This is a genomic window from Streptomyces sp. NPDC047017 (genome assembly GCF_040644175.1).
Classification (GTDB): domain Bacteria; phylum Actinomycetota; class Actinomycetes; order Streptomycetales; family Streptomycetaceae; genus Streptomyces.
The window spans coordinates 262,403-282,635 of sequence record NZ_JBEYVW010000001.1; the positions used below are offsets into that span (position 1 = coordinate 262,403).

Here is a 20,233-nt window from a genome sequence, read left to right on the forward strand (position 1 = left end):
TCGTCAGAGCGACGCAATGGGGGGGCGGGGCGGCGCGATGCGAGGGGAGGGGGGGCGCGGTGTGCGGCGCCGTGCGGGCCGCGCACGCGGGTGCGCCCGCCCCTCGGGGAGGAGGGACGGGCGCACGACGGTGGAGCGTGAGGGGAGCGCGGGTCAGTGGCGACGGTAGGAGTCGACGTAGCCCTTCGCGGGCGAGCCCACGCCGGTGACGTCGTCGTAGCCCTTGACGGCCTTCAGGGAACTGTCCTTGCCGAGACTGCGCACGGAGTAGGCCAGGCCGCCGGAGGCGTCGATGCCGTTGACGAAGTCCACCCGGGCGACCGCGAGTTCCTTGCCGGTCGGCTGGTCCACCACGTCGTGGTACAGCTTCGAGCCGTACTTCGCGTAGATGGACGGGTTGGCGAAGCCGATCGCCTGGCCGCCACCGGCCTGCTGGGCGAGGGCCTGGACGGCCGCGATCACCGGAGCGGCCAGCGAGGTGCCGCCGATGCGGTACTCGGCGTACTGCTGCGACCCGTCCGGGAAGGTCTGCGTCTGGCCGACCAGGAAGCCGGTGTTCGGGTCGGCGATCGCCGAGATGTCCGGGACGACGCGGTTGCCGGCCGCGCTGTTGGCCGTGGCCAGCGCGCTGGGCACGACGCCCTTCTGGTAGTACGGCTGCGGCACGTTCTTGCTGGTGCCGCCGCCCGCGCCCGAGGTGTAGGCGCCGGGGAAGCCGGTCCAGCTCTTGCCGTCGGCGGACAGGGTCGCCTTGTCGGTGCCCCAGCCGGTCTCCCACAGGTACTTGTCGTTCTTGCCGACCGCCAGCGAGGTACCGCCGACCGCGGTCACCCACGCCGAGTTGGCCGGGGTGTCGACCTGCTTCGTACCGGTGTTGGCGACCTCGTCGCCGTTGTCACCGGAGGAGAAGTAGAAGCCGATGCCCTCCACCGCGCCGAACTGGAACACCTGGTCGTAGGCGGCGGCCAGGTCCGGCGTCTGGCTGGCCTCGACGTCGCCCCAGGAGTTGGAGACGATGTCGGCCAGGTGGTTGTCGACCACTCGGCTGAGCGAGTCGAGCAGGTCGTCGTCGTAGCAGGAGGCGGCGCCCACGTAGGTGACGTCCGCGTCCGGCGCGACCGCGTGCACGGCCTCGACGTCGAGGGTCTCCTCGCCGTACCAGCCGGCCGCCTTGCACTCGGTGGTGCGGGTGTACTGGGCCGGCAGCGACTGGTGCAGCTGGCCGGTCTTCCAGCCCCCGTCACCGTTCTTCTTCGCGTACGAGGCCGCGTCGAAGGCGATGGTCGGCGAGGCGTAGGCGTCGGTGATGGCGATCCGCACACCCTTGCCGGTGTACTTGCCGGCGCCGTAGGCCGCACGCAGCTGCTTGCCCGTGTAGCCCTTGACGGCGTACGGGATCTTCTGGCCGTAGGCGGACGGCAGCGTCGTGGCGATGTTCGAGCCGTAGTACGACGAGAACGGCCCGGAGTTCCTGAACACCGCGTCCGGCGGCGGCAGCTGGTCCTTGTGGTCCGCCTTGTGCGGAGCGTTGTCCAGGCCGGTGACGGTCAGCACCGCGCCCTTGAGGCCCTCGGGCACCGAGGCGGCCTGGGCCGGCGCGCGGTAGGTGCCGGCGCCCTTGGCGAAGTTGTGCAGCTGGGTGCCGAACGCCTTCTCGGCCGCCGCGACGTCACCGGAGACCGCGATGTAGTGCGGGGTGACGGAGGTGACCTTCAGGCCCGCCGACTTCAGCCACGACGACACGGCGCTCACCTGGGCGCCGGTCGCGCCGTAACGCGCCTGTGCCTGCTCGGCGCTCAGGTACTTGCCGTAGGACGGCGACGACGGGTCGGCGACCGCCTTGGCGTACGCGGCGAGACCGGCGGCGTCGCGGCCGGCCAGGTACACCCGGGCGTTGACCGGGGCGCTGTTCGCGGTGGCGCCCTTGTCCGCCTTGGCCGTCGCCCACGCGGGCTTGGTGCCCGTGAGGGCGTCCCGGCCCGGGTGGCCCGCGGCGTGGGCCGCGGGTATGCCGAGCACCAGCGCACCGGCGACCATCGGCAGTGTCGCTGCCAGGCTCACACCGGTGCGCACGGTGGCGCGGTTGGATCTCATAGAACCCCCTGCGATGCGGATCGCATACGACGCAATGAGTGGTTGGTTCTCGTATGACCCGCGAAATGGCCGCGGCGGTGTGGCCCGTGAATGGATCACACGATCGAGTGCCACTCTTCCTGATGAACCGTGCATGCCAGGGGAATGGGCAGGCCAAGAGAAACCCAAGGAACCGTCAGGTGCGGTGCTTTGCAGGGGAATTGCGCTCTTCGTTCCCCGGATACCGGTGGCCGGGTGTCAGGAACCGGGCGCCGCGCTCCGCGCCCCGTGCCCGTGCCCCGTGCCTGGTGACGGACCGCCATGTCGCGGGCGGAGCCGGTGTCCGCGAAGTCTGCGGTGTCCGCGGAGTCCGCCGGTGTCTGCGGTGTCTGCGGTGTCTGCGGTGTCTGCGGAGTCCGCGGCGGCCCCCGGAGTCAGCGGCGGGAGTGGCCGGTACCGCCGGGGGAGTGGCGGCGGCGCCGTCGCCCGAGCGGGACCCGACCGGCACCGCACCCACCCCCGGCGACCACGCCCGCCGCGACGACCACGCCCGCCGCGACGGCCACGCCCACCGCGCGACGACCACGGCCGCCGCGGTGGCGCCTGCCCGGTCGCCGCGTGCGCGGGGCCGGGGGAGGCGCGGGCGGGACCGGGGAGCGGCGATAAGTTGAACGGTGGATGCGTATTTTCTACGCTGGCCGCATGCGGTTGTTGCGCTCCACGGACATGGCGCTGCGCGTTCTGATGCGGCTCGCGGTCGCGGGCGAGTCCAGCCCGACGACCCGGGAGGTCGCGGCGGACATGAACGTGCCGTACACGCACGCCGCGAAGGTCGTCGCCGAACTCCAGCACCGCGGCCTGCTCGCCGCCCGCCGCGGCCGGGGCGGCGGCCTGGCCCTCACCGGGGCGGGCCGGGGCGCCTCGGTCGGCGCGCTCGTCCGGGCCCTGGAGGGCGAGGGCGACGTCGTCGACTGCGAGGGCGCCACCCCCTGCCCGCTGAACGCCGGCTGCCGGCTGCGCGGCGCCCTGCGGCGAGCCCAGGAGGCGTTCTACGCCGCCCTCGACCCGCTCACCGTCGCCGACATGGTCGCCGCGCCCACGGGACCGCTGCTGCTGGGCCTGCCCAGCGCCCGGCAGACCCCGGGCGCCTGAGCGGCAGGCCGCTTCCGGCGGCCGGCGGGCAAGCCGGCGGGCGTCAGCCGGCGTCCTTGGCCAGCCACAGGTCCGGCCCGAACACCTCGTAGTGGATGTCGGCCGGGGCCACGCCCCGGGCGAGGAGCTGCGCGCGCACCGCCCGCATGAAGGGCAGCGGACCGCACAGGTAGGCGCGCGTGCCGGCCGGTATCGCGAGGCCGGTGAGATCCACCAGGCCGGGCCGCCCGGCGCCCTCGGCGTCCCGCTCGTAGAAGAAGACGGTCTCGGCGTCGGCCAGCTCGGCCGTGTACGCCTCCTGGTCGGAGCGCAGGGCGTGCGCGGCGGGGGAGCGGTCGGCGTGCACCACGGTCACCGGGGCGCGGTGGCCGTCGCGGACGAGCTGCTCCAGCAGGGCGACCATCGGGGTGACGCCGATACCGGCGGAGGCGAGCAGCAGCGGCACGCCGGTGTCCGTCAGGCCCGTCAGGCCCGTCAGGTCCTCCAGGACGAGATCGCCGTAGGGGGCGGAGAGCTGGAGCACGTCACCCACCCGCACGTGCGCGTGCAGGTGACCGGAGACCTCGCCGCCGGGGGCGGTGGCGTCGCCGTCCACCCGCTTGACGGCGAACTGCCGTACGGCCGAGCCGGGCGCGGCGGTCAGGCTGTACTGGCGGATCTGCCGGGCGCCGTCGGGGAGGGTGACGCCGACCGAGACGTACTGGCCGGCGCGGTGACCGGGGACGGGACCGCCGTCGGCGGGGCGCAGCCGGAAGGTGGCCACGTCGGCGGTCTCCTCGATCCGCTCGACCACCGTCCAGGTGCGCCAGCCGGTCTGCCCGCTCCGCGCGTACAGCCGCTTCTCGATGGCCATGAGGGCGTTGGCCATCAGCCAGTAGACCTCGGTCCAGGCGGCGGCGACCTCGGGGGTGACCGCGTCGCCCAGCACCTCCGCGATGGCCGCGAACAGGTGTTCGTGGACGACCGGGTACTGCTCCGGCAGGACGCCCAGCGAGGCGTGCTTGTGGGCGACGCGCTCCAGCATGAGGTCGGGGCGCCGGCCGGGGTGGGCCACCAGCTGGGTGGCGAAGGCGGCGATGGACCCGGCGAGGGCCTGCTTCTGCGCGCCGGAGGCCTGGTTGCCGCGGTTGAAGAGATCGCGCAGGAGGTCCGGGTGGGCGTCGAACAGGCGGGCGTAGAAACGCTCGGTGATCTCGCCGATGGCCGCGCCGACGGCGGGCAGGGTGGCGCGGACGGTGGCTGCTGACTGCTCGGACAGCATGGTGGACTCCTCGGTGACTCGGTCGCTCGACTGTTCCAGAGGCCATTAAAACTTGCATCTGAGATGCAAATTAAACCGGGGGCCCAGGAAGCACCGAAGAGGGCAAGATGGGCGTCAGGGCGGTCGACGGCGGAGCGGCGCGATCAAGGTCCGCAACGCGCGCGAAACGGGGATGTGGTGTGATGCTCGGGTGCCCGACCGCCTCCCGGGACGACATACGGACACAGGCGGCCTGACCAGCAAGGATGGGGAAGCGGAAGATGGACAAGCAGCAGGAGTTCGTGCTCCGGACCTTGGAAGAGCGCGACATCCGGTTCGTACGCCTGTGGTTCACGGACGTGCTGGGCTTCCTGAAGTCCGTGGCCGTGGCCCCCGCCGAGCTTGAACAGGCGTTCGACGAGGGGATCGGCTTCGACGGCTCCGCCATCGAGGGCTTCGCGCGGGTCTACGAGTCCGACATGATCGCCAAGCCCGACCCGTCCACCTTCCAGATCCTGCCCTGGCGCGCGGAGGCCCCCGGCACGGCCCGGATGTTCTGCGACATCCTGATGCCGGACGGCTCACCGTCCTTCGCCGACCCGCGCTACGTCCTCAAGCGGGCCCTGGCCCGCACCTCCGACCTGGGCTTCACCTTCTACACCCACCCGGAGATCGAGTTCTTCCTGCTGAAGAACCGCCCGCTGGACGGCTCCCGCCCCACCCCCGCCGACAACTCCGGCTACTTCGACCACACCCCCCAGGCCATCGGCATGGACTTCCGCCGCCAGGCGATCACCATGCTGGAGTCGATGGGCATCTCGGTGGAGTTCTCCCACCACGAGGGGGCGCCCGGCCAGCAGGAGATCGACCTGCGCTACGCCGACGCGCTCTCCACCGCGGACAACATCATGACGTTCCGCCTGGTCATGAAGCAGGTGGCGCTGGAGCAGGGCCTCCAGGCGACCTTCATGCCGAAGCCGTTCTCGGAGTTCCCCGGCTCCGGCATGCACTCGCACCTGTCCCTCTTCGAGGGCGACCGGAACGCGTTCTACGAGTCCGGCGCGGAGTACCAGCTCTCCAAGGTCGGCCGCTCCTTCATCGCGGGCCTGCTCCGCCACGCGGCCGAGATCAGCGCGGTCACCAACCAGTGGGTCAACTCCTACAAGCGCATCTGGGGTGGCTCGGAGCGCACGGCGGGCGCCGGCGGCGAGGCCCCCTCCTACATCTGCTGGGGCCACAACAACCGCAGCGCCCTGGTCCGCGTCCCCATGTACAAGCCCGGCAAGACCGGCTCGGCCCGCGTCGAGGTCCGCTCCATCGACTCCGGCGCGAACCCGTACCTGACCTACGCGGTCCTCCTGGCGGCGGGCCTCAAGGGCATCGAGGAGGGCTACGAACTCCCCCCGGGCGCCGAGGACGACGTCTGGGCCCTCTCCAACGCGGAACGCCGAGCCATGGGCATCGAACCCCTCCCGCAAAACCTCGGCGAGGCCCTCACCCTCATGGAGAACAGCGACCTCGTCGCCGAAACCCTGGGCGAACACGTCTTCGACTTCTTCCTGCGCAACAAGAAGCAGGAGTGGGAGGAGTACCGGAGCGAGGTCACGGCTTTTGAGCTGCGGAAGCATTTGCCGGTGCTGTAGAGCAGGCAGGGGCGACTCAACGCCGAACCGGTGGGGGGACGGTCCGCGACCGTCCCCCCACCGGCTCCGACAGCAGTGCACGACGACTTTTTCGGGTATTGCAGTGGTGAATGCAGCCAACGGGCGTCACCCGTTGCAGTGCGCAGCGTGCGTGGAGAACCCGCCGAGTGAGCTTGCCGCAATCACGTCGTGTACTACGGAGGCAACGCGGCGATCAGCACGAACGTTTTCGGTCAAGCCGGCGAAGTGGATCGCAGACCCCGGGTGATTCTTGAGTATGTCCGCGGTGGAACTCGCTACGTCTCCGGAGACAGTGGAGAGCCAAGAAAGGATTCGCTGCTGGGCGAGGGAGGCATTCCACTGCGCGTCCAGATGGAACATGCCGTCCAGGCACTCCTCGAACAGTGGTAGCTGACCAACCTCGGCCGCCGCCTGAGCAGTCGTGAACAACCAGAGTACGGTGGTCTCGACCACAGACATCGTCTGCGGCCTTCGGTTGCACGTCAGGGAGGCCATGGCACGCATGATCCCCGTGGCCCGCGAGGGATCCGCGAGAAGTGCGGGAAGAAGCTTTTCCTGATCGACGTGTACGAGGAAGTCACAGTAGAAGTCGGCATCGTCGATATGGGTATCAGCCAGTGAGACGAGCTTTTCGACGGCGTCAGGCGAGCCGTGGTCCACATCTCGCCGCAGCGACAGCAGAATCTTGTGGTCGGATGTGGCAAAGGCACTGACCTCCCGTGCGATCAACGCGAGGAACGCCTCGACGGACGGCGGACGTTTGCCAGGATCCTCCCGAGTCGCACCGCGTACGATGGCCCGCCATGGGCCCCAGTCGGGAAGGAGCGCGCGGTTGGCCCGTGGGTTCCTCCCCGTGAACCACCAGCCGATGAACTGACCAAGGCTGTATAAATCAGCCTGTGGGCCGGCGCTGTGCGCATCAACGGACAGCTCCGGAGGAGCGAATCCTTCGGAGCCGATGGACACGCCCATACGGGTGAGCTGATGGGCCGGAGTATGCCCCCGTGGCCCACGGGCGATTCCCCAGTCGGCAATGACCCACACTCCGTTGAGCAGCAGGATGTTGGAGGGTTTGAGGTCACGATGGACCCAACCTCGCGCGTGCGCTTCGGCGAGTGCCGAGCACACGGCTCGTACCAAGGGATACAGAGCGTCTTCGCTCCGCTCGTCAGGGGTCAAACCCTCCGCGGTCAGCTCGGCGTAGGGCATCACGAACCACCTGTTGCCGGGATCCGCGTCCAGGATGGGCATGACGTGGGGGTGGCCGTCGAGCAGTCGACCTACCTCGATCTCTCGTGCCATTCGCTCGATTTGATGCCTACCCGGTGCACGTAATTGTTTCAGGGCCACCACGACACCGGTCGGCTTGTGCACGGCCTTGAACACGTCGGCCTGGCCGCCACGCATCGGCTTTTCGTCGCGCACGCGCAGGTAATCCGACTTGCGGCCGCGTGCGACCTTCAGGACCTCTTCGTAACCGCTCACTCGTTATTCCTCTCGACGAGACATGAAGCTGTTGCTCTGACCACCCGACATGACCTGCTGGCACCCTCGTCGCACTATTGACATCCTGTACTGTCCACGCCGCTCGCCGTCCCTGCGCTCGTAGTCTTGAGCGTAGAGGCATGTCGTATTCAGGACACGTCGCTGTACAGGGTCTGTTCGGTGCAGGACCGCCTGGTGATTTTCGGCATTTTCTCGCCGGGTGACCTGCGCAGAAGCCTCAGAGGGCGGCCCTCGACCCAGGCGTTCCACGACTTGAGGTAATACAGCAGGTGTTCACGAGAGTCGTCCTTCCTGCGGTGACGCTGGCCGGTTGCCATGCCCAGCATGGTGTTGCGCAGAATCAGCCTAGGATCCGACTCGGTCAAGCCCGCTCCGCTGACCAGGCCCTCGGTCCAGGGTGTCTGATCCACGTCAGGGCGTTCCTTCGTAGTGATGTACCACCCGACCGCAGCGGCTGTCACCGTAAGCCTGGTCGCCTTGTGCAGAGCCATTCCGCGATTGATGGACTCCCGCATGTCCGGGTGCTGCTCCAAGATAGTGAGCAGTTGATCATTCGAAACTGTTGCCGAGCTTCCCGACCAGTTGGCGTCAGGCGAGGCATAGTACATCTGAAGGCCACGGAGTGCTGCCGCAAGGTGGTTGCTGTTCACCTCTCCTGCCAAAGAGAGAGCATCTCGCCCAGTGCGCTTGCGTCCTGTGTCCATGACTGTGAAAGCCGACCGAGGCACGCCATGCACTACGAGGATCTCCACAGGAATACCGGCCTTGACTACTGCTTGGAGCCTGTGCTGGCCATCCACGAGATTGCCGTTCTCGTCGAATGCGATGCCTTGATGAGTAAGTTTCCATTCGCGCCGCTCGATCGCCTTGGCCAGCTGAGTGACTGTCTGCCTGCTCAAGGGGCGGTTGCTGATGTTCCTGCGAAGCCAGTCCCGTGCCAGCTCAGGGGTGACCATGCATACTTCAATGTGCATATGAGGATTCCCGTACAGGTTCGTCGATGTGCCCAAGGCAAGCTGAGATATGTCGCGTTGAGCGTTGCCGGCCGATCGTAAAGGCTGCCTTGGGTGCCGAACGAGTCGAAGTCGGATGTTCACTCGTTAGTGTGCGAACGGCATGGAGATCGCCGCAGATTCGGCTCAGGCCAGATAAGCTGGTGACGCGGCTGCCGTGTTGATGCGATGAGCCCGCCCTGTGCCGTCGGCGGGGACCGAATACAGGTCCGCGCCGTAGTCGCCGGGCAGGGCGTAGACGAGGGTGCTGGTGTTCTGCCAGACCGCCTGGTCGTCGACGCTTCTGGGTTCTGCCAGGGGGGTTTCGCGCATCGTGCGGAGGTTCAGGACGTACAGGTGCCAGGGGGCGTCCTTCGGTGCACCGGGCACTCGTTTTTTGTAGGCGATGCGCGTGCCGTCCGGGGACAGGGAGGGGCATTCGACGTTCTGGTGGATCGTGGTGAGGGTGTTCGCGGTCAGGTCGCCTCTCACCAAGTAGGGCTTGCCCTTGGTCGCCAGTGTGGCGTAGAAGGTGCGGTCGTCCGGTGCGAAGGTGATGCCCCAGAAGTTCACGTCGGGGGACGTGTACGGGTGGCCGTCCTTGATGATGTGGAAGGTCTCCAGAGTGGGGGTCAGTTTCCCCGTGCGGACGTCCACTATCGCCGCGCGGGTCGAGAAGTCCGTGCCCGCGTACGAGTCTCCGCCCACGAACGCCGTCCATGCCGCGAAGTGGCCGCTGGGGGAGACGCGGGCGCGGGACGGGATGCCGGGGACGTCGTATCGCGCGCGCTCTGTCAGGTGGGCGTCCAGGATCAGGGCGCGGTAGGTGTCCGAGACCGGGCCGTGCACTGACTGGAGGCATACTCCGGTGCCCGCGGCGGCGTAGAAGCGCAGGCACTTCACGCCCGAGGCGGTGCGCGGGGCGGCCGGGTCGGTGGACGGGACCGTCGTCAGTTCGTCGCGGTGCGGGCCCCACGCCATGTTGCGGAAGACCATGCGGCCCGGGGCCGTCAGGGTCACCTCGCCCGGGGACACCCGGGGGCCGCCCGCCTGCGGCTGGTCGCGGCGGTCCGCGCGCGCCGACGCGTGCAGCACGGAGGTCACCGCCACCGCCGCCAGGGCGAGTACCGCCGCGAGCAGGGTCAGGATGCGGGCGCGTGCCGTCATGCCGGTGCCGTGCCTTTCGGGCGGAGGGAGAAGGAGAGCACGGCGCATGCCGCCAGGGTCAGTGCCGATGCCGTCAGTGCCGTGCGGTCGCCCCACAGGGTCCACGCCGCCCCGAAGGCCAGCGAGCAGACGAAGCGGGTGGTGGCCTGGCCCGTCTGGACCAGGGCCAGGCCCGAGGAGCGCAGTTCCGGGGGTACGCCCTCGGAGGCCGCCGCCATCAGGACGCCGTCCGTCGCCGCGTAGAACGTGCCGTGCAGGAGCAGGACCGCGTACGGCAGCGCCGTGCCGTGCCAGGAGGTGAGCAGCAGGGCGTACGCGAGGAGCAGGGCGCCGTGGCCCGCCACGAAGACCGTCCAGCGGCCCACCCGGTCCGCCAGCCGGCCCAGCGGGACCGCCAGCAGCAGGAACGCCGCCGCCGTGCCCAGCGGGAGCAGCGCGAACCAGCGGTCGGGGACGCCCAGGCGGCGTTGCAGCAGGAGGTAGACGAAGGAGTCGCTGACCGTGGCCAGGCCCAGGAGGAGGGCGCAGAGGGTGATCCGGCGCAGGTCACGGTGGTGGAGCAGGGCCAGGGCCGCGCGCAGGGTGGGGGGCCGGGAGGGGGTGGGGCGAGGGAGGGTGGGGCGGGAGAGGGTGGGTGTCTTGTGCGGGGGCTTCGTCGGGGGGTGCCCGTCCCTGCCGGACGGGACGAACAGGATCAGGACCAGTACTCCCACCGCCGCCACGCAGAAGCTCACCGTGAAGACCGCGTCGTAGCCGTCCACCGTCGCCCGCAGGATCCAGAACGCCGCCAGCGGGCCGAGCAGCGCGCCCGCCGTGTCCATCGCGCGGTGGACGCCGAAGGCGCGGCCCCTGGTCGCGGGGGTGCTGGACAGGGAGATCAGCGCGTCGCGCGGGGCGGTGCGCAGGCCCTTGCCGGTGCGGTCGGCGGCCAGGACCAGGCCGATGGGGGTGAGGCCGTGCGCGAGCAGGAGCAGCGGTTTGCACAGCGCCGAGATGCCGTAGCCCAGCCCGGCCACCCACTTGTGACCGCCCCTGCCTCGGTCGGCCAGGTGGCCCCCGGCCAGGCGGACCAGGGCCGAGAAGCCGTTGTAGACGCCGTCGAGGAGGCCGAAGCCCAGCGGGGAGAGCCCGAGGCCCGTGACCAGGTACAGCGGCAGTACCGCCGTCACCATCTCCGAGGACACGTCGGTGATCAGGCTGACCGTGCCCAGGGCGAGGACCGTGGGGGCGATCGCGGCGCGGCGCCGCCCGGGACCCGGCCGGGCGGCGCCTTCCGCGGACGCCGGTGCGTGCGCGGCACCCGGGGTGCCCGCGCGGCTGTCCGCTACGTACATGTCAGGACGCCCAGACGCCGGTGATGTCGTGGGCGCCGGCCGCGTTGCCCGCGTGCGTGCTCAGGCGCTGCGTGTCCTCCAGGGTGCGCAGCAGGTCGTAGTGGTTGTAGGTGGTGGCGCTGGTCGAGCCGGCCGCGACCGGCTGGCCGTACAGGACGGTGGGGATGCGGTTGCCGCTGAGCTTGTCGTCCTCGTCGAAGGTGACGACGAGCAGGCTGTTGTGCGTCTTCGCCCAGGTGGCGTACGCGCCGAGGTTGTTCTTCAGCCAGGTGTCACCCGTGGACACCGAGCAGTCGTGCATGTCGCTGCACAGGTTCGGGGTGACGAAGGACAGCTGGGGGAGCGTCGCGTAGTCCGTCGGGAACTGCGCGAACGTCTTCGCCGACGACGTCGGTACGTTGCTGAAGCCGAACCACGGGTTGTGCTTGCGGGCGTACTTGCCGCTGCTGCACGCCGTCGAGCCCTGGCTGGGCAGCGTCTCGTTGTAGCTGGCCCAGCTGCGGCCTGCGGCGAGCTGCTCGGAGGCCAGGTTCGGGGCCGAGGAGAAGGCGGGCGTGTAGCAGCTGTCGTCGGTGACACCCTGGGTGGAGCCGGAGAACAGGGCGAAGTAGTTGGGCTGGCTCGGGTGGGTCTCGGCGTAGGACTGGGTGAGGCTCGCGCCGCCGGACTTGAGCGAGTTCAGGTACGGGGCACCGGAGGAGCCGATCACCTGGCTGTAGGCGTGGTTCTCGAAGACCACGACGACCACGTGGTCCGGGGCCGGTACCGCGGTCGCGGCCTGCGCGGACGGGGCGCCGCCGCCCAGGCCGGTCCACAGGCCGGCCGCGGCGGCCGCCAGGGCCACGGCGGACGCCAGGGTGGCGCGGCCGCGGCGCGACGCCCGCCCGCCGGGCCTGCCGGGACGGACGGGGCCGTCAGGGGTTTCGGGACTGCCGCAACGGCTGTCGGACGCCTGGGGACTGCCGGACGTCCGGGGACTGTCGGACACGGTTACCTCCGGGGAGTGAAGAGACACGGCGGGCGGGGATGGCGGGGAGAGCATGCACACGCCAAAGTGGCGCCGTGCCGCCGGGCCCGGCCCAGCGGGTGAAGAGCAGGTGAACTGCTGCCGCGCGTCCCCGGCGGCATCCCCGGCCCGGTGTGCCCGGTCGGGCGGCATCCCCGGCCCGGTGTGCCCGGTCCGGCGGCCGGGGACACCCTCGGGGACACTGCGGGAGACCAGGCCGCCCCGCAGCCGCCGCAGGCGTCTCCCGCTACGCTCTGGCCAGGACCACCTCGATCCGACAGGAGGCCGGGATGACGGCGCCGGGGCGCAGGAGCAGTACCTTCACTCGGCTGCTGCGGCACGGCTTCACGGACGCCTCCGCCGCCGAGCGGCTGCTGGACGGCCCGGAGCTGGCCCCCGTGCGCAACGACCCGGTGCTGCTGGAGGCGCTGGGCGGCACCGCCGACCCGGACCTCGCCCTGCGCGGGCTGGTACGGCTGCTGGAGGCGCAGCCCGACCCGACCGCCCGGCGTGAACTGCTCGACACGCTGATAGCGGCCAAACCGCTGCGCGACCGGCTGCTCGGCGTGCTCGGCGCCTCCGCCGCGCTCGGCGACCACCTCGCCCGGCACGCCGGTGACTGGCGCGTCCTGGTCACCTACGAGCCCCGCGACCTGCACCCGGGGGTGGAGGAGTTCGAGCGCGGCCTCGCGGAGGCCGGCGACCCGCTCGCGCTGCGCGTCGCCTACCGCCGCTGCCTGCTGGCCATCGCCGCCCGGGACGTGTGCGGCACCATCGGCGTCGCCGAGACCGCCGCCGAGCTGGCCGACCTCGCCACCGCCACGCTGCGCGCCGCCCTGCGCATCGCGAGCGCCGCCGCGCCCGAGGACGCCGCGCGGTGCCGGCTCGCCGTGATCGCCATGGGCAAGTGCGGCGGCCACGAGCTGAACTACGTCTCCGACGTGGACGTCGTCTTCGTGGCCGAGGCCGCCGAGGCCGCCGAGAGCACTGGCGGCGAGGGGAGTGCCGGTGGTGCCGGTGGTGCGGCGGGTGACGAGACCGCCGCCCTGCGCGCCGCCACCCGGCTCGCCTCCCACCTGATGCGGATCTGCTCCGAGACCACCGTCGAGGGCAGCATCTGGCCCGTCGACGCCAACCTGCGGCCCGAGGGGCGCAACGGGCCGCTCGTGCGGACCCTGAGCAGCCACCTCGCCTACTACCAGCGGTGGGCCAAGACCTGGGAGTTCCAGGCGCTGCTCAAGGCCCGCCCGGTCGCCGGGGACGAACGGCTCGGCGCCGAGTACACCGCCGCGCTCGCCCCGCTGGTCTGGCAGGCCGCCGAGCGGGAGAACTTCGTCGCCGACGTGCAGAAGATGCGCCGCCGCGTCGTCGAGAACATCCCCGTCGCCGAGGTCGAACGCGAACTCAAACTCGGGCCCGGGGGGCTCCGGGACGTCGAGTTCGCCGTGCAGCTGCTCCAGCTCGTGCACGGGCGCGCGGACGCCACGCTGCGCAGCGGGACCACCCTGGACGCGCTCCAGGCCCTCGCCGAGGGCGGCTACGTCGGCCGCGCCGACGCCGTGCAGCTCGACGAGGCCTACCGCTTCCTGCGCTTCGTCGAACACCACATCCAGCTCCACCAGCTGCGCCGCACCCACCTGCTGCCCGACGACGAGGCCGGCCTGCGCCGCCTCGGGCGCTCCCTGGGGCTGCGCGGCGACTCCGCCGCCGAGCTGACCCGCGAGTGGAAACGGCACACCGGCGTCGTACGGCGGCTGCACGAGAAGCTGTTCTACCGGCCGCTGCTCGACGCCGTCGCCCAACTCGCCTCCGGTGAGACGCGGTTGAGCGCCGAGGCGGCCCGGGAGCGGCTTGTCGCGCTGGGGTACGCCGACCCCGCCGCCGCGCTGCGGCACCTGGAGGCACTGGCCTCCGGGGTCACCCGCAAGGCCGCGATCCAGCGGACCCTGCTGCCCGTGCTGCTCGGCTGGTTCGCCGACTCCGCCGACCCGGACGCCGGGCTGCTCAACTTCCGCAAGGTCTCCGACGCGCTCGGCAAGACCCCCTGGTACCTGCGGCTGCTGCGCGACGAGGGGGCCGCCGCCGAGAACCTCGCCCGGGTGCTGTCGGCCGGGCGGCTCGCCCCCGACCTGCTGATGCGGGCCCCCGAGGCGGTCGCGCTGCTCGGGGACGGCGGCGGGGAGGGCGGCGGGCTCCTGCCGCGCGGATGTGCCCAGCTGGAGCAGGAGGTGCTGGCCGCGGTCGGCCGCGCCGACAGCGCCGAGCAGGGCGTCACCGCGGCGCGCGGCGTGCGCCGGCGCGAACTGTTCCGTACCGCCGCCGCCGACATCGTCGGCTCCTACGGCACCGAGGCGCAGCCCGCCGAGACCGATCCAGGGCCGCTGGTCGACCAAGTGGGCGGTGCCGTGTCCGATCTGACGGCGGCGACGCTGGCGGGCACGCTGCGGGCCGTGGTGCGCGAGGGGTGGGGGGACATGCTGCCCACCCGGTTCGCCATCATCGGCATGGGGCGGTTCGGCGGGCACGAGCTGGGCTACGGGTCCGACGCGGACGTCCTGTTCGTGCACGAACCCCAGGACGGGGTGGACGAACGCGAGGCCGCCGAGGCCGCCAACCGCGTCGTCTCCGAGCTGCGCCGGCTGCTGCAGGTGCCGAGCGCGGACCCGCCGCTGCTCGTCGACGCCGGGCTGCGGCCCGAGGGGAAGTCCGGGCCGCTGGTGCGGACGCTGAAGTCGTACGAGGCGTACTACCGGCGGTGGTCGCTGGTGTGGGAGTCGCAGGCGCTGCTGCGGGCCGAGCCGGTGGCCGGGGACGCGGAGCTGGGGCGGCGGTTCACCGAGCTGGCCGATCCGCTGCGGTACCCGGCGGGCGGGCTCGGGGAGGACGCGGTGCGCGAGATCCGGCGGCTGAAGGCGCGGATGGAGGCCGAGCGGCTGCCGCGCGGCGCCGATCCCAAGCTGCACACCAAGCTCGGGCCGGGCGGGCTGTCCGACGTGGAGTGGACCGTGCAGCTTCTGCAATTGCGGCACGGGGCGCAGGTCGCCGCGCTGCGGACCACGCGGACGCGGGCCGCGCTGGGGGCCGCGCTGGCGGCGGGGCTGGTGGGGGAGGAGGACGCGGCGGTGCTGGACGAGGCGTGGGTGCTGGCCACGCGGGTGCGGAACGCGGTGATGCTGGTGCGGGGGCGGGCGGGGGACACGTTTCCCTCGGAGCCTCGGGAGCTGGCGGCGGTGGGGCGGTATCTGGGGTACGGGCCGGGGCATGTGGGGGACATGCTCGACGCTTACCGGCGGACTGCCCGGCGGGCTCGGGGGGTTGCTGAGGCGCTGTTCTACGGGGGGTGAGGTGTCCCTCCGAGGGGCCTGGTGTCCGTGGGGGGTCGGGGCCGCGGGGGTGCGCCCGGCCCGCCGCCCTTGACGTACGGCCGTGAGTGTCATCGGTGAGGGTGGTGAGGGGCGCTGTAAGCGGCGGGCCTTGGGCGCACCCCCGCGGCCCCTCTTCGCCGTTGCCGCCCTCCCGCCGTCGTGGTGGTCGCTCGTGGCTCAGGCGGTCGGCTGGAGGGGGGTTCTCGGGAGGGTGTGCGGGAGGGCGCCGTACCAGGCTTTTGCCGTGGTGATGCCGATGGCCAGGCATGTTGTGCCGCCCAGGGCGTCCAGCCAGAAGTGGTTGGCGGTGGCGATGATGACGATCAGGGTGGTCGCCGGGTAGAGGGCGGCCAGGACGCGGGCCCAGGGGAGGGTGGTCAGGGCGAAGATGGTCAGGCCGCACCACAGGGACCAGCCGATGTGCATCGAGGGCATCGCCGCGTACTGGTTGGACATGTGCTTCAGGTCGCCGGAGGCCATGGAGCCCCAGGTGTGGTGGACCTGGACGGTGTCCACGAAGCCGGTGGCGGTCAGGCGCGGGGGTGCCAGCGGGTAGAGGTAGTAGCCGAGCAGGGCCACGCCCGTGGTCGCGAAGAGGGCGAGGCGGGCCGCCGCGTAGCGGCCCGGGTGGGCGTGGTACAGCCAGACCAGGACGCCGATCGTGATCACGAAGTGCAGCGTCGCGTAGTAGTAGTTCATGCCGATGATCAGCCAAGTCGTCGCGTTCGCGGCGTGGTTGAGCGACTGCTCGACGGCGATGCCCAGGACGTGTTCGGTGTGCCAGACCTGCGCGGCGTTGCGCAGGGCCGCCGCCTTCTGTTCCGGTACCGCGTTGCGGATCAGCGAGTACGTCCAGTAGCTCACCGCGATCAGCAGGATCTCGAACCACAGGCGGGGCCGGCGGGGGGTGCGCAGCCGCCGGGCCAGGGTGCGGCGGCCGTCGTCCGTGACGGCTCCGGGACCTTCCGGTCGCGTCACGGTCGTATCGCCCATGGTGGGAGAGTCTGCCAGAAAAGGCGTGGTCCGCCCGTGATCGCGAGGGGTTCAGGCGGTGGGTTTCGGGGCCGATGCCGTCGAGCCGCGGACCACCAGTTCCGGCATGAACACGAACTCGCTGTGCGGGGCCGGGGTGCCGCCGATCTCCTCCAGCAGGGTGCGCACCGCGGCCTGGCCCATCGCCGGGACCGGCTTGCGGATGGTGGTCAGCGGCGGGTCGGTGAAGGCGATCAGCGGGGAGTCGTCGAAGCCGACCACGGAGAAGTCCCGGGGGACCTCCAGGCCGCGCTCGCGGGCCGCCCGTATCGCGCCGAGCGCCATCATGTCGCTGGCGCAGACCACCGCCGTGCAGTCGCGCGCGATGAGCGCGGCGGCGGCCGCCTGACCGCCCTCCAGCGTGTACAGGGAGTGCTGGACCAGCTCTTTCTCGATGGTGTCCGGGGCCAGGCCCAGCTGGTCCTGCACCGCGCGCACGAACCCCTCGATCTTGCGCTGCACCGGCACGAACCGCTTCGGGCCGAGGGCCAGGCCGACGCGGGTGTGGCCCAGCGAGACGAGGTGGGTGACGGCCAGCGTCATGGCCGCGCGGTCGTCGGGGGAGATGAACGGCGCCTGCACCTTCGGCGAGAAGCCGTCCACCAGCACGTACGGCACGCCCTGGGCGCGCAGGCGGTCGTAGCGCTCCATGTCGGCGGTGGTGTCGGCGTGCAGCCCGGAGACGTAGATGATGCCCGCGACCCCCCGGTCCACCAGCATCTCGGTCAGCTCGTCCTCCGTGGACCCGCCGGGGGTCTGGGTGGCGAGCACCGGGGTGTAGCCCTGCCGGGTCAGCGCCTGGCCGATGACCTGGGCGAGCGCCGGGAAGATGGGGTTCTCCAGCTCCGGGGTGATCAGGCCGACCAGGCCCTCGCTGCGCTGCCGCAGCCGGACCGGACGCTCGTAGCCCAGGACGTCGAGGGCGGCCAGCACGGTCTGGCGGGTGGTCGCGGCGACGCCCGGCTTCCCGTTCAGGACGCGGCTGACGGTCGCTTCGCTCACCCCCGCCTGGGCAGCGATGTCGGCAAGCCGTGTGGTCACAGGAGTGGACTGTACCGGGTGCATCTCAGACTGCCCACCAGACGGCGCAGTCGCCGGGCAGCACGGTCCGCCCGGCGCCCGGCTCGACGTCGGCGCTGGCCAGCAGCACCCTGCCGGGGGTGGCCAGCGGGACCGGGTCGGCGGTGAGGTTGACCGTGCAGACGAAGGAGCCCTCGGCGGTGTCGCGGCGGAAGGCGAGCACGCCCTCGGGGGTGTCCAGCCAGGTGATCTGGCGGCCGGCGCCGAGCGCCGGGTGGTCGCGGCGGACGGCGAGCGCGCTGCGGTAGAACTCCAGCGTCGAGGTCGGGTCGCCGTCCTGCGCCTCGACGGTCAGGTCCTTCCAGCCGGGCGGCTGCGGCAGCCAGCTCGGGCCGCCCTCGGCCGGGCCGAAGCCGAACGGCGGCGCCTGCCCCGACCACGGGATCGGCACCCGGCAGCCGTCGCGGGTGCCGTCCTGGCCCGCGTTGCGGAAGAACGCCGGGTCCTGGCGCACCTCGTCGGGCAGGTCCACCACCTCGGGCAGGCCCAGCTCCTCGCCCTGGTAGAGGTAGGCCGAGCCGGGCAGCGCCAGCATCAGCAGGGTCGCCGCGCGCGCCCGGCGCGGCCCCCGCGCCCCGTCGCCGTCCGCCAGACGCGTGGAGTGCCGTACGACGTCGTGGTTGGAGAGCACCCAGGTGGCCGGCGCGTGCACGGCGTTCATGGCGCGCAGCGAGCGGTCGATGACCTCGCGCAGCCCGGCCGCGTCCCAGCCGGTGGTCAGGTACGAGAAGTTGAACGCCTGGTGCAGCTCGTCGGGGCGCAGGTACAGGGCGCTGCGCTCCACCGTCGGTGTCCAGGCTTCCGCGACCGCGATGCGGTCACCCGCGTACTCCTCCAGGATGCGCCGCCAGCTCCGGTAGATCTCGTGCACGCCGTCCTGGTCGAAGTACGGCACCGACTGCGTGCCCAGCAGCTTGACCTGCTCGTCGTGGCCGATGTCGGGCAGTCCGGCCGCCTTGACCAGGCCGTGCGCCACGTCGATGCGGAAGCCGTCGATGCCCAGGTCCAGCCAGAACCGCAGGATGGAGCGGAACTCGTCGTGCACGGCCGGGTGGTCCCAGTTGAAGTCGGGCTGCTCGGGCGCGAACAGGTGCAGGTACCACTCGCCGTCGGCCACCCGGGTCCAGGCCGGGCCGCCGAAGATGGACTCCCAGTCGTTGGGCGGAAGTTCACCGCCGGTGCCCTTGCCGGGGCGGAAGTGGAAGCGCTCGCGCAGCGGTGAGCCGGGGCCCTCGCGCAGCGCCTGCTTGAACCACTCGTGCTGGTCCGAGCAGTGGTTGGGGACGACGTCCACGATGACCCGCAGGCCCAGCGCGTGCGCGTCGCGGACCAGGTCGTCGGCGTCGGTGAGGGTGCCGAACATCGGGTCGACGGCCCGGTAGTCGGCCACGTCGTAGCCCGCGTCGGCCTGCGGGGAGGCGTAGAACGGGGAGAGCCAGACGGCGTCGACACCCAGGTCGCGCAGGTACGGCAGGCGGGCGCGGATGCCGGGCAGGTCGCCCATGCCGTCGCCGTTCCCGTCGGCGAAACTGCGCGGGTAGACCTGGTAGATGACCGCCTCGCGCCACCACTCCCGGCGCCCGGGGGCGGTCGCGGGGGCTTCGGCGGGGACGGTGTCGGTGACGTGCTGGGTCATGGATTCCCTTAAGGGTGCGAGGGGAACGACGAAGGCGCCGGCGAGGCGGGTGCGGTGGGGCGCGCGGCGCTCAGGACTTGGTGCCGCCGGCCGTCAGCCCGGAGACCAGGCTGCGCTGCACCAGCATGAACACGAGGGCCGCCGGGATGGTGATGATGATCGCGGTGGCCGAGGTCCACGCCCAGTCGGGCCGCTGGTCCTGGGCGAAGGTGCGGATGCCGACGGCGAGCGTGTAGTGGTCGGACTGCATGAACTGGGTCGCGTAGGCGACCTCGCCCCAGGCGGTGAGGAAGCTGTAGAAGGCGGTCACCGCCAGGCCCGGCCGGGCCAGCGGCAGGATCAGCCGCCAGAACGTGCCGATCGGGGTGAGCCCGTCCACCCGGCCCGCCTCGTCTATCTCCTTGGGGATGGTGTCGAAGTAGCCCTTCATCATCCAGGCGCAGAACGGCACCGCCGTGGTCGCGTACGCCAGGATCAGCCCGAGGTAGTTGTCGAGCAGGTGCAACTCGGACATCAGCAGGTACAGCGGCACGATCAGTACGATACTGGGGAACATCTGGGTGACCAGGAACGTCCACATCAGCTGCCGGCTGCCCGGGAACCGCATCCGGGAGACGGCGTACCCGGCGGTCGAGGCCAGGAACACGCCGAGCAGCGTGGTGCCGCCCGCCACGATCACGGTGTTCAGGAACCACTTCGCCAGGTCCGAATGGGCCAGTACGTCGCTGTAGTTGCGCAGGCTCAGGTGGGAGAGCACCTGGCCCGGCTCCTGCCAGGCGTTCTTCGGGCCCAGCGAGATGAACAGGACCCACACCACGGGGAAGGCCGCGATCACCGTGGCCAGGATCAGCGTGCCGTGCAGGGCCGCGGAGGCCCAGGGGCCGCGCTCCTGGCGGCCGCGTACCCTGCGGGGGCGCGCGGCGGCGGGCAGGGGGCGCGCGGGCGTGGCGGGGCCGGGCTCGTGCGGTGCTGCGGTCATGACGAGG

At 71.4% G+C, this 20,233-nt stretch carries 14 protein-coding genes; 3 read left to right on the forward strand and 11 right to left on the reverse strand.

All coding sequences use genetic code 11. The features are described 5' to 3' along the window. Positions 1-153: 153 nt before the first annotated feature. Positions 154-2,094, reverse strand: coding sequence for a S53 family peptidase (locus ABZ858_RS01385; protein ID WP_361370841.1), 1,941 nt, complete (start codon positions 2,092-2,094; stop codon positions 154-156). A 681-nt stretch (positions 2,095-2,775) separates the two neighbouring features. Here ABZ858_RS01385 and ABZ858_RS01390 point away from each other — a divergent pair. Then, a complete protein-coding gene (locus ABZ858_RS01390; RefSeq protein WP_361370843.1) occupies positions 2,776-3,225 on the forward strand; it encodes an Rrf2 family transcriptional regulator in 450 nt (149 codons plus the stop codon). A 43-nt stretch (positions 3,226-3,268) separates the two neighbouring features. Here ABZ858_RS01390 and ABZ858_RS01395 read toward each other — a convergent pair whose 3' ends face one another. Further along, complete coding sequence (locus ABZ858_RS01395; RefSeq protein WP_361370846.1) at positions 3,269-4,486, reverse strand: globin domain-containing protein; 1,218 nt, start codon at positions 4,484-4,486, stop codon at positions 3,269-3,271. Between the two features lie 260 nt (positions 4,487-4,746). Between ABZ858_RS01395 and glnA the strand changes: the two genes are divergently transcribed. Then, positions 4,747-6,108 carry a type I glutamate--ammonia ligase gene (glnA, locus tag ABZ858_RS01400; protein ID WP_361370849.1) on the forward strand — a complete coding sequence of 454 codons (1,362 nt, stop codon included), beginning with the start codon at positions 4,747-4,749 and terminating at the stop codon, positions 6,106-6,108. A 126-nt stretch (positions 6,109-6,234) separates the two neighbouring features. On the opposite strand, the gene ABZ858_RS01405 is transcribed toward glnA, so the two are convergent. The 5 genes from ABZ858_RS01405 to ABZ858_RS01425 all read right to left on the reverse strand — a co-directional run bounded on the left by ABZ858_RS01405 (position 6,235) and on the right by ABZ858_RS01425 (position 11,972). Beyond that, the gene (locus tag ABZ858_RS01405; RefSeq protein WP_361370852.1) at positions 6,235-7,614 is read right to left on the reverse strand and encodes a serine/threonine-protein kinase; all 1,380 of its coding nucleotides are present in this window, start codon (positions 7,612-7,614) and stop codon (positions 6,235-6,237) included. A gap of 149 nt (positions 7,615-7,763) precedes the next feature. Continuing rightward, positions 7,764-8,609, reverse strand: coding sequence for a hypothetical protein (locus tag ABZ858_RS01410; protein WP_361370855.1), 846 nt, complete (start codon positions 8,607-8,609; stop codon positions 7,764-7,766). A 165-nt stretch (positions 8,610-8,774) separates the two neighbouring features. Next, positions 8,775-9,794 (reverse strand): TolB-like translocation protein, encoded by a 1,020-nt coding sequence (locus ABZ858_RS01415; protein WP_361370858.1) that lies wholly within the window; start codon positions 9,792-9,794, stop codon positions 8,775-8,777. Then, the gene (locus ABZ858_RS01420) at positions 9,791-11,128 is read right to left on the reverse strand and encodes an MFS transporter (protein ID WP_361370861.1); all 1,338 of its coding nucleotides are present in this window, start codon (positions 11,126-11,128) and stop codon (positions 9,791-9,793) included. Before ABZ858_RS01420 ends, ABZ858_RS01415 begins: the two co-directional genes overlap by 4 nt. A 1-nt stretch (position 11,129) precedes the next feature. Beyond that, on the reverse strand, positions 11,130-11,972 hold the full coding sequence (locus ABZ858_RS01425) for an alkaline phosphatase family protein (protein ID WP_361370864.1): 843 nt from the start codon (positions 11,970-11,972) through the stop codon (positions 11,130-11,132). Between the two features lie 452 nt (positions 11,973-12,424). On the opposite strand from ABZ858_RS01425, the gene ABZ858_RS01430 reads away from it, so the two are divergent. Next, entirely contained in the window at positions 12,425-15,478 is a 3,054-nt protein-coding gene (locus ABZ858_RS01430) for a bifunctional [glutamine synthetase] adenylyltransferase/[glutamine synthetase]-adenylyl-L-tyrosine phosphorylase (RefSeq protein WP_361370867.1), read from the forward strand. 198 nt (positions 15,479-15,676) lie between these two features. Here ABZ858_RS01430 and ABZ858_RS01435 read toward each other — a convergent pair whose 3' ends face one another. The 4 genes from ABZ858_RS01435 to ABZ858_RS01450 form a co-directional block, all read right to left on the reverse strand. Next, positions 15,677-16,492 carry a phosphatase PAP2 family protein gene (locus ABZ858_RS01435; protein WP_361370869.1) on the reverse strand — a complete coding sequence of 272 codons (816 nt, stop codon included), beginning with the start codon at positions 16,490-16,492 and terminating at the stop codon, positions 15,677-15,679. A 51-nt stretch (positions 16,493-16,543) separates the two neighbouring features. Beyond that, positions 16,544-17,572 (reverse strand): LacI family DNA-binding transcriptional regulator, encoded by a 1,029-nt coding sequence (locus ABZ858_RS01440; protein ID WP_361370872.1) that lies wholly within the window; start codon positions 17,570-17,572, stop codon positions 16,544-16,546. A gap of 25 nt (positions 17,573-17,597) precedes the next feature. Further along, positions 17,598-19,247, reverse strand: a complete 1,650-nt coding sequence (locus tag ABZ858_RS01445; protein ID WP_361370875.1) for a glycoside hydrolase family 13 protein — start codon at positions 19,245-19,247, stop codon at positions 17,598-17,600. Positions 19,248-19,317: 70 nt separating this feature from the next. Beyond that, positions 19,318-20,226 carry a carbohydrate ABC transporter permease gene (locus ABZ858_RS01450; RefSeq protein ID WP_361370878.1) on the reverse strand — a complete coding sequence of 303 codons (909 nt, stop codon included), beginning with the start codon at positions 20,224-20,226 and terminating at the stop codon, positions 19,318-19,320. Positions 20,227-20,233: the final 7 nt, after the last annotated feature.